Annotated in this window: 13 protein-coding genes, 1 tRNA gene and 2 pseudogenes; 12 read left to right on the plus strand and 4 right to left on the minus strand. The window is 66.7% G+C overall.

The genetic code is table 11. The features are described 5' to 3' along the window. Positions 1-556, minus strand: a 556-nt coding sequence (locus AC2CHE_RS25355; RefSeq protein WP_484507357.1) for a hypothetical protein, incomplete at its 3' end; no start/stop codon positions are given. A 343-nt stretch (positions 557-899) separates the two neighbouring features. On the opposite strand from AC2CHE_RS25355, the gene AC2CHE_RS25360 reads away from it, so the two are divergent. The 7 genes from AC2CHE_RS25360 to AC2CHE_RS25390 all read left to right on the plus strand — a co-directional run bounded on the left by AC2CHE_RS25360 (position 900) and on the right by AC2CHE_RS25390 (position 6,074). Beyond that, on the plus strand, positions 900-1,466 hold the full coding sequence (locus tag AC2CHE_RS25360; protein ID WP_484507358.1) for a PadR family transcriptional regulator: 567 nt from the start codon (positions 900-902) through the stop codon (positions 1,464-1,466). Between the two features lie 24 nt (positions 1,467-1,490). Further along, the gene (locus AC2CHE_RS25365; RefSeq protein ID WP_484507359.1) at positions 1,491-1,754 is read left to right on the plus strand and encodes a hypothetical protein; all 264 of its coding nucleotides are present in this window, start codon (positions 1,491-1,493) and stop codon (positions 1,752-1,754) included. 82 nt (positions 1,755-1,836) lie between these two features. Beyond that, positions 1,837-2,292, plus strand: coding sequence for a hypothetical protein (locus tag AC2CHE_RS25370; protein ID WP_484507360.1), 456 nt, complete (start codon positions 1,837-1,839; stop codon positions 2,290-2,292). Further along, entirely contained in the window at positions 2,285-2,512 is a 228-nt protein-coding gene (locus AC2CHE_RS25375) for a hypothetical protein (protein ID WP_484507361.1), read from the plus strand. The genes AC2CHE_RS25370 and AC2CHE_RS25375 overlap by 8 nt, the downstream gene beginning before the upstream one ends. Positions 2,513-2,725: 213 nt before the next feature. Further along, the gene (locus AC2CHE_RS25380; protein WP_484507362.1) at positions 2,726-3,049 is read left to right on the plus strand and encodes a hypothetical protein; all 324 of its coding nucleotides are present in this window, start codon (positions 2,726-2,728) and stop codon (positions 3,047-3,049) included. Positions 3,050-3,057: 8 nt separating this feature from the next. After that, positions 3,058-3,771, plus strand: coding sequence for an ABC transporter ATP-binding protein (locus AC2CHE_RS25385; protein WP_484507363.1), 714 nt, complete (start codon positions 3,058-3,060; stop codon positions 3,769-3,771). Continuing rightward, entirely contained in the window at positions 3,768-6,074 is a 2,307-nt protein-coding gene (locus tag AC2CHE_RS25390) for an FtsX-like permease family protein (RefSeq protein ID WP_484507364.1), read from the plus strand. The genes AC2CHE_RS25385 and AC2CHE_RS25390 overlap by 4 nt, the downstream gene beginning before the upstream one ends. Positions 6,075-6,161: 87 nt before the next feature. Here the strand turns inward: AC2CHE_RS25390 and AC2CHE_RS25395 are convergent, their stop codons facing one another. After that, on the minus strand, positions 6,162-6,899 hold the full coding sequence (locus tag AC2CHE_RS25395; RefSeq protein ID WP_484507365.1) for a hypothetical protein: 738 nt from the start codon (positions 6,897-6,899) through the stop codon (positions 6,162-6,164). Between the two features lie 133 nt (positions 6,900-7,032). On the opposite strand from AC2CHE_RS25395, the gene AC2CHE_RS25400 reads away from it, so the two are divergent. Next, on the plus strand, positions 7,033-7,557 hold the full coding sequence (locus AC2CHE_RS25400; protein WP_484507366.1) for a hypothetical protein: 525 nt from the start codon (positions 7,033-7,035) through the stop codon (positions 7,555-7,557). Positions 7,558-7,708: 151 nt separating this feature from the next. After that, a pseudogene (locus tag AC2CHE_RS25405) lies at positions 7,709-7,906 on the plus strand (NucA/NucB deoxyribonuclease domain-containing protein); the annotation flags it as partial. Here AC2CHE_RS25405 and AC2CHE_RS25410 read toward each other — a convergent pair. Further along, positions 7,903-8,460, minus strand: a complete 558-nt coding sequence (locus AC2CHE_RS25410) for a hypothetical protein (RefSeq protein ID WP_393143132.1) — start codon at positions 8,458-8,460, stop codon at positions 7,903-7,905. The pseudogene AC2CHE_RS25405 and the gene AC2CHE_RS25410 overlap by 4 nt on opposite strands. A gap of 166 nt (positions 8,461-8,626) precedes the next feature. Further along, entirely contained in the window at positions 8,627-8,857 is a 231-nt protein-coding gene (locus AC2CHE_RS25415) for a hypothetical protein (protein ID WP_484507367.1), read from the minus strand. Positions 8,858-9,396: 539 nt separating this feature from the next. Here AC2CHE_RS25415 and AC2CHE_RS25420 point away from each other — a divergent pair. The 3 genes and pseudogenes from AC2CHE_RS25420 to AC2CHE_RS25430 form a co-directional block, all read left to right on the plus strand. Continuing rightward, positions 9,397-10,563, plus strand: a pseudogene (locus AC2CHE_RS25420) (IS110 family RNA-guided transposase); the annotation flags it as partial. 205 nt (positions 10,564-10,768) lie between these two features. Continuing rightward, positions 10,769-10,844 (plus strand) — tRNA-Arg (locus AC2CHE_RS25425). 676 nt (positions 10,845-11,520) lie between these two features. Then, positions 11,521-11,652 (plus strand): DUF6444 domain-containing protein (locus AC2CHE_RS25430; RefSeq protein ID WP_484507368.1); only part of this gene is annotated, 132 nt, incomplete at its 3' end.

Raw genomic sequence — 11,652 nt, forward strand, 5'->3', positions numbered from 1 at the left:
TGCTGCGGGTTGCGGCGAGTTCGGGGAAGGCTTCCTCCCAGCGATGGCGGAGCTGGGGTGGCAGCCGGAGGGTGGGCCAGAGCCGCCGGAGGAGGTCGGCGTCGAGCCAGGTGTGCAGATCCTCGGCCGTGCTGGCTTCGGTGAGTACCACCTTGTACATGCTGGCCAGGCGTGCGGTCCGGTTCAGGTCGTACTCGGCGTGCCCGGACCAGTCGAGGTGACGCGGAAGCGTCACTGTGCCGTCGGTCGGCCCGTGCAGTTCGGTGAGGGTTTCGGCGACCACGTAGGGCTTCCGGTCGCCATAGGTCCGGTAGTCCGACGGCGGCTGGGGCGATGCCTTGCGCCGGCTGATGTTGGTTGCGCGCCGGACCTCCGGTCGTAGTGCCTGACGGATCGTCTCCCGGCTGTATCCGGTGACCCGCTGCAGATCCACCGGCCGCCAACCGGCCGCATGAAAAGCCCGCAGCTGCTCGTCCCGCTCGGTCAACGCGGCCGCGCGCGTCGCCTCGTACCTGGAGACAACCGCATGCAGCTCATCCTCGGAAAACCGGCCCATGCCCGTAGCCTACCAGGCTAGGCCCAGCGCGCTTGGCTTTCTTTGTATCTCTGTAGCGACGCATGGTTCGTCGCCCGGTGACCGCGGGACCGTAATGCGGCGCAAGGATCTGGAGGCCGGCCCACGGCGTGCCGCGTGCGCCCCGGACGCCAACGGCAGCGGACGCCAAGAGCGGGTTCGGAACCTCGTGCGGTTCGAGCGCGGTGGTGACCAACATGATCATCCAAGGGTGAGCGATTGCATCCGCCGATTGCCGTCGCCCTCCGGCCAACAGAGGTTCGGGCGTTCGCCGAAATCGGCAACGGGGTTGCGGCGACTACCCACTCAGTGGATACTTCTCCGCATGGCCGTGTCGGAGACGCTCCTCGCCCTGATGGAACCGCGTCCTTTGCACGGCTATGAGCTGCAACAACGTTACGGCGCCCTGCTCGGTTTCCGGCGGCCGCTGCGATCCGGGCAGATCTACAGCACCCTTCAGCGGTTGCAGCGGGACGGGTTGGTGACAGTCGTCGGCGTGGAGCGCTCCGGTGGTCCGGACCGGACGCTCTTCCAGGTGACCGAGGTCGGGACGGATGGGCTCGAGCGTTGGTTCTTCGAGCCCGGAGGGGTGCAGCAATACCTCCAGCCCGACCTTTACGCCAAGGTGGTTCTTGCTCTGCTGACGCAGCGAGATGCGGCCAGGGTGCTGGATGTGCAACGAGTTGCACATCGTGCGCTCATGCGTGAAATGACGAAGATCAAGTCGTCGCCGACCTCTGGCCGACTGGATGTGATTGCCGCGGAACTGGCGATTCTCCATCTGGATGCCGACCTTCGTTGGATCGATTCGACCGAGCGTCGACTGGCCAACATCAGGCGCGACATCGAGGGCCACGCCGCACTGATTCAAGAAACCGACAAACTGCGATGAACGCGTATGCGGGGGATCGAAAAGATGCGCACTGCACTCAAAAATGTTTTCCTCGTCGGCGCGGTGCTGCTGGCGGCCGGCTGCTCCTCGGATAAGCCGTCGACGCCGGAGCCCACCCCGTCGGCAGTGAACGAGGTGGCGGACAAGCAGGCCCAGAGTGGCTCGATGGAGGAGATCATCAGCCTCACCGAAACGTTGCAGGATCGCCGTTCGGCCGACGTTCGGCCGACGTTCGGCAGTGCCTCGCCGACGAAGGATATCCGCAGCAACAGCAGGCGTTCGAGATGACGGCGCAGCGGACCCCGCAGGCGCGGAGCGAGCCCCTGCGGATCGACCCGTCGGCGATGTGCTGCGCGAGGCTGCCGCGTCGATGCGGGCGCAGGGTCTGAAGGCGGCTCTCGTGATCGCGGGTGTCGTGGTCGCCACCGGCACCCTCGTCACGATGTCCGGGCTGTCCTCGACGCTGTCGCGTCAGGTCACCGACGAGTTCGACAGCTTCCGGGCCACCGAACTCGTGGTGAGCCAGGCGGCCGGTGCCACGCTCACCGACTTCATCGAGCCAGGCGACCTGGAGCGGGTCCGCAGCATCGAGGGCGTGGTACATGCCGGCGTAATGGATCCGCCGGGCACGTTCCTCGTCGAGCGGCCGCCGTCGTCGGGCATGACCGCGGTGGCGATCCAACCCGTCGACGCGGACGCCTTGCGGGCGATTCGACCGCACCTGACGGCCGGTACGCCTTTGCTGGCCTGGGCCGAGCGGTGGCGTGCCAACGGGCTCCGTTCTCGGCGCTCTGCGGCGGCACATCTTTATCCAGATCATGGCTGAGACGCTCGCGCTCGGCCTGGTCGGTGCCGTGATCGGGGCGTACACCGGCGTGGCCGTCGTCGTGGGGATCTCGACGTGGAACGGATGGAAGCCCGTCCTCACCCCCGTGGCGATCGGTTTCGCGCTGTTGGCCGGGGCCGCCGCAGGCATCGTCGCGGGGCTCCCGCCGGCCTGGCGCGCCGTGCGGCTCCAACCGGTGGATGCCTTACGACGCCAGTAACAGGCACTTGCTCCATCCCAGTCTTGACATCAAGGGCTGACCATCAGCCCTCGCCGACTCGTTAGGAGTTCTTCGTTCATGTCTCGTTCTCAGCGGGTGCGCGCCGCCCGTATCGCTCTCGCCGTACTCCCGGTCATAGCGATCGTCTCATGCTCGGAGGGCCGCGACCCCGGACATCGGCCGGGGCCTGAAGGCGTTCGGGAGATAGTTCCGTTGTATGCCAGCGCCCTCGCCGACGGCAACGCGACGCAGGCGTGCTCACTGATGAGCAAGGCGGCCCAGGAGGCGCTCGCGAAGCGTGCCGCCGGCGGCGACTGTCTGCAGAGTGTCAAGGCGGTCGCCGGCCGTCTGGATCCGGCGTCGGCCGCAGCGCTGCGCAAGGTGAAGATGAAGGATCCGCAGGTCAACGGTGGGAATGCCACCGTTGAGCTGCAGCTCGACGGCCAGCAGGGCGCGATCGACGCACTGGGCTCCACCACGCTCACCCTCGTCCAGATCGACGAACGGTGGCACATCGATGCGGCGTCGGCAGGGTGAGTCGAGGCATGGAGTCGTCGCCGAGTCACGAGCAACGCGGGACGCCGCTCCTGCGATGTGAGGGGCTGCGTGTCACGTATGGATTGACCCGCGCTCTGGATGGCGTTGACCTGACCGTGGAGCGGGGCGACAGTATCGCGATCGTCGGCTCCAGCGGCTCCGGCAAGTCGACGTTGCTGCACTGCCTGTCCGGACTGGTGACGCCCGGCGAGGGGCGGGTGTGTTTCAACGGCCGGGACCTGAACACGATGTCCGACGCCGAGCGCAGTGCAATGCGCCGTCAGCGGTTCGGCTTCGTCTTTCAATTCGGGCACCTGGTGCCGGAACTGACGGCCTTGGAGAACGTTTCACTCAACTTGCGTCTCAACGGTATCGGCCGGCGCCCGGCGGAGGACACCGCGCGCTCGTGGCTGCGCGACCTCGGCGTTGAGGAGCTGGCGCGCCGCCGCCCCGGTGAGATGTCGGGCGGTCAGCAGCAGCGGGTCGCCGTGGCCAGGGCGCTGGCCCCTGACCCGGACATCATTTTCGCCGACGAGCCGACCGGCGCTCTGGACACGACAAACGGTGAGCTGGTACTTGATCTGCTGAGTCAGCAGGTCAGGAACCGTCGATGTGCTCTGGTCATCGTGACTCACGATGACAAGATCGCCGCATACGCCGAGCGTGAGGTGGTGTTGCGTGACGGCCGGGTGGTTCCGTCGGTGACGGGAACGGCGCGGTGAAGCTGGCCGGCGTCGTCGGGCTCGCCGCGCAACTGGCTGTCGGCAGCCCGCGGTCGCGCAAGCGGTTCATGTTGACGAGTGCCGGCATGGCGGTGGCCGCGGTGTTCCTGCTGGCCGGCTCGGCGGTGTTGCCGGTGAGCGAGGCTCAGCGCGATCGCGCGGCCGACCGGTCGCCGACGCTGGAGCGTGGTGCGGTGCGATCGGCCGGCATGTTGCTTGCCCGCCGGTGGACCGATGTCTACCTCGATCGCAAGTTGGTCGTCACCGAGGTGACAGCGACGCGATCGGATGCCCCGCCTCCGCCAGGGCTGGAACGCTTGCCGCGGCCGGGGGAGATCGTCGTCTCCCCGGGAGTCGAGGCCGCTTTGGAAGCGGATGTGACGCTGCGCGAGCGGTACCCGCAGCGGGTCGTCGGCACCGTGGGCGACGCCGGTATGACCGGCCCTCGCGAGTGGTTGGTGTGGATCGGCGCAACCCCGGAGGCGTTCCCCGCCGACTACGTTCCAGCCTCCGGCTGGGGCTCCAGGCCGGAGGACGTGCCGCCCCTACCGGGAGGGTTGCGGCTGGCCGTGCCGGTCGGCCTCGCGGCATTGATGTTTCCGCTGCTGGCGCTGGTCGTCAATGCGGTCCGATGGGGGTCACAGGAACGTGACCGTCGGCTTGCCGCGCTCCGATTGTCCGGGATGTCGGCCATGCAGGTCCGGCTGCTGACCGCGGTCGAGGTCGGGATGGCCGCAGCCGTCGGCTCGATCGGAGGGGGTCTGATCTTCCTGGCGCTCGCCGCAGCGGGCGCGGCGCGGCTACCAGGTGAGGGCGCCTTCGTCGCCGACGTCCTGCCGCCGATACCGGCCGCCGCGGCGATCATCGTGGGCCTGCCGGTGTTGGCTACGGCGATCGCCGTGATCGCACTTCGGCGGGTGGTCGTCAATCCGGTGGGTGTCGTCCGGCGCTCCGCGGCTGTCCGGTCGGGACGATGGCGGCTGCTGCCGCTCCTCGTCGGTCTGCTGACGGCCTGCTGGCTGATCGCCGCCGACCAGACCGGCAGCGCAGCCGCCGTACCGCTCTTCGTGGCCGCCTTGTTGATCATGATTGGTCTGCTGGTCAGCGCACCGACGCTGTGTCTTGGGGTCGTCGGTCTCATGCTGCGGATGGAGCGCAGTCCGGCCGTGCTCCTCGTGGCGCGGCGCGCTCAGGCGTCAGCGGCGACAGCAGCGCGGGTGGTTGGCGTCGTCACCCTTCTGGTATTCGCCTCCGGCTGGTTCCTCGCCGTGCTGCCACTCGCCGACGGGGGTGCGCCCGCATCCCTGACTCAGCTGAACCAACGTCTCAAGCCGCACACGCTTCTCGCGCACATCGAGCGGGCACCTGCACCGGGCGAGTTGGATCTGCCCGGGGTGGCTGGTGTGGCGGAGTTGGCCAATGTGGAGCTGGGTCGGTCGGGCGATGGTTTTGCGGATGTCAACGCGGTGGCCGGCGACTGCGCCGCACTCTCGTCGGTGCTGCGCAGCCCATTGCCCGAGTGCGGGCCGGAAAGTACGTACCTGGCTCCGTCCGTCGGAGAGGAAAGCCTGCGGGGCGCCGGCGGATCGCTGGCGGCGTACCAGTTCGGCTCCGAGAGCGCCGACGGCGTCAAGTACGTCGAACTCGGACCTGTGCGTATTGGCAAGATCGTTGGCCATGCCCTGGACGGACTAGGGGAACTCGGGATCGGTGCGGGGATCGTTCCGGTCTCTCAGGTCCCGCAGCAGGCACTCCGCGTCGCGTCCGGGCGACAGCTTCTGGTCACCGTGTCCAGTAGCGACCCTGTCCTTGTCGAACGGGTGCGAACGGCCGTCGAACGGTTGCAGGAGGGAGGCAATCGGGAGGTCCGCGACGTCGAGACGATGATGCGGGAGGCGCAGTCGGTGAGTCAGACCTACCGGCAGGTGGTCTGGACCGGCCTTGTGCTCGCCTTCGTCGTCTCGACGCTGTCCCTCGCGGTGGCTCTGCTCGACCGGCTTATCGAGGAGCGCCGCGGAATCGCCGCGTTGCGAGCTCAGGGAGTCACCGTTCGCACGCTACGACTGGTGTTGCTCGGGCAGACGGCAGCGAATCTGTTGCCAGGTGCTCTGGTCGGCATGGTGTGCACGATCCCGATGGCAGAAGCGTTCTTCGCCGTCAGCGAGCATCCCGAGTTGAACGTGCCATGGGCTCAGCTGGCGACGGTGGCGGCCGGCTGTGGAGCGGCGGTTATCGGTGTCGTGGTGCTGATGCTGCCGGCACTTCGCGAGGCCATCGACACGCGGTTGCTGGTCGTCGATTAGCCATCGAGTGGAAGCTTTCGCGGTTCTGCACGGAAAGGAGAACCCGGCGTAGGAGCATTGCTCCTACGCCGGGCCTGGAATCAACTGTCAGTGACTGTTCAGGTCATGCGAGGGCTGGTGGTCGGCAGGACGCGGCAGTGGCTCGACTGGCGACTCCGGTAGCTGGCGTTCGCCTCGGAGCAGCGCCCCAAGCCGCGGGTACTGGACCAGCATCGCACCCAGATCCCGCTCCTCCGCGACGGCCACGATGAGGCGGAGCGCGTCGGTGGCCAGAACGAGTGCGCCGAGTTCCACGACCCTGCCGGCCTCCCCTTCCAGCACCGGGTCCATCCGCCGGGTCCAATCCGGCAGCAGGACCCACGACGCGTACAGGCGATCGTCGAGCCAGGCGACGGGCTGAGCCGCGAGGAACTCCTTCCGGTCGGTGGGGACCTCCACGAACACTGGGGTCGAGTAGACCGGATCAACCTGGGCGGCGGCCAGCAGAAGCGGATCCTGAACCAGGGTGGCGTCCACGAGCTGCGCGAACGACGGCGTCCACACGACCATATGGCCGTTCGTGGTGCCATCGGGGTGGACGACCGGAGGTCGTCTCCACACGCCGACCTCGGACACCTCGGTGAACGTGTCGGTCACCCGGTACAGCGTGGCGCACGCAGCGACCGCCTCGGCCTCGAAGCCAAGGTGCCGCAGCGCCCCACTGACCTGATGACTCGTCGGAACACAGGTGCCCACCGACCTGCCACTCTGCGCCTGGTGCAGAACAGCTAGGACGGCGAGCAGCGGCACCATCTCCACCGGCGCGTCGACAAGCCGCCCAAACATGGGGCTGTATTCGTAGACCGGCATCCGCGCCGTCTCTCAGGACGCTGCCCTCGACGAAGTCGGCTGGTTCCGAGATCGCCTCTCGCAGTGCATCCGACGTACCTGGATTATCACCATTTTCGTCAACAACGCGATGGTCGGCACCGTCACCTCCAGCATCACCATGCTTGGTTTTGGCAGCAACGGAATCCGAGAGGTCCGCTACGTAGTCTTCGTCGATGACATCCGCAAGACCGATGCGTCTACCCTCGTGCTGGAAACCATGTTCATCCGCGTTGGGTTCCTCGGCTGCAATGCGGCGCTGGTGACCTGCCCGACGGTACCGAGCCGCGACGCCGCGGTCGCCTCCTGGCGCTTGCAGGATGACTGGTCGATCAGCTTCGTCTCGCCAGAGGTTAGCGGCGGCGGCCCGCAGATCGTGCCGCATGCCCTGTTCCTCAACCTGTACGCACACAGCCCGGCGCAGCCCGAGTTCACTTGGACACTCCCAGTCGAAACGGGCGTCTCCCGGACCCGCTACGACTCGGCCGACTACGTCGGCGCCGCCCGAGGCGCGGTGTTCACCGATCACCAACTCGTCTTCGAGGTCGACATCAACGATCCAACCAGGACGAGAGTGCGCTACACATCCTTCATGCTCAGGAACAGCCGATGTTGACATTCCCTAGCTGGGTGGGAAAGAGCGTTCCAGGCAAGACTGTACCCCTGACGCGAATGCATAACAAAACCGAAAACGACAATAATCGCAACAAGTCAGTCGCACTATGCAAAAACATCTGGGGTGAATATAACGGTCAGATTCAAATTGCGACGAATACCCTTTTGCCAGCACATACGAGGGATCGCACACCGGAGCGCCGGAGCCGACCGACCTTCAGCGCTACTCGGTGCGCGTAATCGATGCTACCGACAATCAGCACGTTGGTCGCGACCTGCTGGAAAATCAATTTTACAAGAAGTACCGGGTGCTTGATGGAGACCTGTTCCTGGTCAAGGTGAACACTTAGGAGCGCTCATCCGGTGGGGCGGTGCCACGCTGCCGCCTCACCGGCCACAATTGAATCTGGTATCGCTCCGCCGTCTCGGGATCGAGCCGCTTGAGTTCAGCCAGCATGGCGGCGAACTCCTCGTCAGTTCCCGCCTGTGCCATCTCGTAACGATCGAGCACGTCATTGTGGTTGTACGCCACTACCCGAACGCCGCACCGGCCCGGTCCCGACGGCAGTTCAACGCCGAGCCTCGTCAGCGAATCGAGCGACTCGCTGATGCACCACCTGCCGTCCGGGAAGTCAACGACACCCTCCCACGCGAAGTCAAACGGACCCTGGTCCCGCAGGAGTAACGGCATCCCCGACCACGTCTCCACCGACACTAGTGCCTTGCTGACCTCAGTCGCGACCCGCACCCCGACGGCACTCCAGGCGAACCCGACCCCGTCAGCAGAGGCAAGTCGCTCTGCTTCCGCGAGGTCCCTCTGCTCCCTCTCCTCACGCGAGTAGAGGCAGAACACTTCGTGTGATGGCAGGACGACAGTATCTATTTTAGACAAGAGAATCGGCATCCCCGTACTATGCCGGTCCTCCACGGATGAGAAGGTTAGGGGCTCGAGTTCCGGTCCGGCGCACAGGACATCGTGGAAGAGTTCGTCGGTGAGGTCCGCGACGCACCCAACACACCTCGGATGGCGCCCCCTCCTACCGTGCTTATGTCCGACACCAGTCACAACGTCACACCCAGCAACGAACGAGGTCGGGCGTGTGCATGGTGAGGTCCTCGACCAGGGCCTGCTCGTAGGCGGCGGCGGTGACGTCGTCGGCCTGGTAGGTGGTGGCGTAGGCGTCGGAGACCAGCGGGATGGCGGTGGCGATCGAGACACCGGCAGTGGTGTGACCCGCGATCCAGCCCACGTCGGCGGCGGCGCCGATCCGCCAGTCCCGCCCGTCCTTGCTGACCTGCACACCGCTATTCAAGCCGCTGCAGCGATGGTTGGCGTAGGAACCAGGCCGGTCGGAACGGCGGCCGGCGACCAGCCGTCATGGGCCACCATGCCGTACGCCTGCCCCGCGCTCCGTGAAGCATGCTGTGTGGGTCCCGCACATCGTGTCCGAGGTGCCGGCCCGTGACGGCGGCAGGCTCGAGATTGCCGCGCCCGCAGGGTCGGGAGTGGGGATGGCTGTGTGTGTTCCGCCGTGATCGTGGCTGAGCCTCGAGGTGCCCACCCACTTTCCCGCCTCGCGGGCGGGCTGGTTGAACGGGCGCGGCCCGGGTGGCCGTAGACCCTAATGCCCGGGAGTGGTGGGTATGGCTGCGTGTGTTTCGTCGAGATCGCTTGGCTGACGGTAGGAGATGCCACCCGCCGCTTCGTCGTCTGCGAGATTCGGTAGACCGCTGATGGAGATCCGCGACCTGCGTTCGCCTCGTGAGAAGGTGCCGGCAAACCCGAGATCCACAGACGACGGGCGTCCGAAAGAACCGATCAACGAAGGGGAGCGCGAGGGTGGCGAAGTTGTGGATCGGCGTGGACATCGGCAAGACCCACCACCACGTGGCCGCCGTCGCCAGTGACGGGCGGCTGGTCTACTCCCGCCGGGTCGCCAACGACGAGACCGCCCTGCTCACCGTCATGGCCGAGGTGTCGACACACGGCCGTGCGGTCTGCTGGGCGGTCGACGTCACCACCGGCCTGTCCGCCCTGCTGCTGACCCTGCTGTGGCGCCGACAGGCCCAGGTCCGCTACGTCTCTGGCACCGTTGCGTTCCATATGGCCGCCGCTTTCGCCGGCGAGAACAAGACCGACGCCCGCGACGCGGTCGTCATCGCCCAGACCATGCGCATGCGCCCCGACATCCCGATCCTGGAACCCACCGACCGGCTCCTCGCCGAACTCACCGTCCTGACCAGCTACCGCGCCGACCTCGTCGGGCAGCGTGTCGCCACCCTCTTTCGACTGCAGGAACTCCTCACCGGGATCAGCCCTGCCCTCGAGCGGGCTGTGGACCTGAACCGGAAGGCCCCGATGATGGTCCTCGCCTGCTGGCAGACACCGGCCGCGATCCGGCACGCCGGGGTCGACCGGATCACCACCCTGCTCCGCCGCGGCCACGTGAAGAACGCCGTCCAGGTCGCCGAGGCGATGGTGGCCGCTGCCCGGCAGCAGACCGTCACCCTGCCCGGACAACGGGCCGCCGCCGTGGTCATCGGGCAGATGGCCACCGAGATCCTCGCCATCGAGCAGCGCATCGCCGCCGTTGACGACCTCATCGCCGAACAGCTCGACCAGCACCCCCTCGCACCGATCATCGGGAGCATGCCCGGCATGGGTAACCTGCTCACCGCGGAACTGCTCGTCCACACCGCCGGCATGATCGAATACGACAGCCCGGCGAAGCTCGCCGCGCACGCAGGTTTGGCGCCTGTTTCCCGCGACTCCGGAACGGTCTCCGGAAACCATCGGCAGCCTCGCCGCTTCCACCGGCGGCTACGGCACATTATGTGGATGGCGGCGTTCACCGCCGCCCGAGAGTGCCCTACATCGCGTGCCTATTACGAGAAGAAGCGCGCGCAAGGAAAGAACCACCGCCAAGCCATACTCGCCCTCGCCCGACGACGCGTCGACGTCCTCTGGGCCCTTGTCCGCGACCGCAAGACCTTTACCCGATCCGCGCCGCAGCCTGAACCAGACCGCTTCCCGCCGACGCAACCCCATCGCGCCGGCCGGTCCGTCCTGCCCACCAAGATCAACGCGAGTCACATGGAGACTCGGGCTGTGGTCCTGGGCTGGGAGAACGGGGGTCCGGGGAACGTGGGTGAACGTGGGCCACTCCCTGCCACCCCAGGTGAACCCCCAGGTCGCTAGACTAGGCCCTCGCGCCCTCGTAGCTCAGGGGATAGAGCATCGGTTTCCTAAACCGTGTGTCGCAGGTTCGAATCCTGCCGGGGGCACCAACGCGATGCCTTGAGCAGCCGAAACGTTGCAGGCATCATCGATGCTCATCGGTGCGATTTCGAATCGCCCCCCGAAAACCCCTCGGTAACGCGTGTGGGCGATCAGGTTGCGGCAGGTGTCGTTGCGGGACATCAGCAGCCCCAGCCGACCGGCATCCGTCAGCTTCCGGCCGCGCTAACCGGCTCTTCGCCGATCAGGGGCCGGCCGCGAGCGGTCTCGGATCCGTGAGGACACCGACAGTGGTTGCGGACGCGCTCGGCCCTCCCTCCGCCGGCCGCTGCGGCCGGGGTTCGATCCGCATAGCTGGCTCGCGGCGGTTGTCGAGCCTCTTCGGGGTCGGCGTCGATCTTCTGCCTGACACGAGTCGCAGTGGGCCCAGTCGGACGGCAGAGTCTGGTGGATGGGCACCCTGCCGGGCAGTTTTAGCCCGCAGGGCACCCGGTCGGGGATGTACGGGTCGGGTCGGTGTCGCACCCGCAGCGCGGCCTATCGCGCCAGCGTCTTGCTTCTGTGGACCTTGGCAATCTCGAACGGCAGACGAAGGCAACTAGCGATCGTACGTATTCAGCTTGATGTGAGCCGGCGGCCGGTCGTCCAGTTTGGTTGATTGGCTGGCATGATCGTGGTGTGTCGTCCGTCCCGCAGGTCCCGCCCTCGTACGAGGATCTGTTGGCGATGCTGGTTGAGCTGCGGGAACGGGTGGATCGACTGGAAGCCGAGAACGCGGAACTTCGGCGTCGGCTGGGGTTGAACTCGTCGAACTCGTCCAAACCGCCGTCGTCCGATGGGCTGGCGAGGCCGCTCCCG

The organism is Micromonospora sp. ATLC16 (assembly GCF_057196645.1).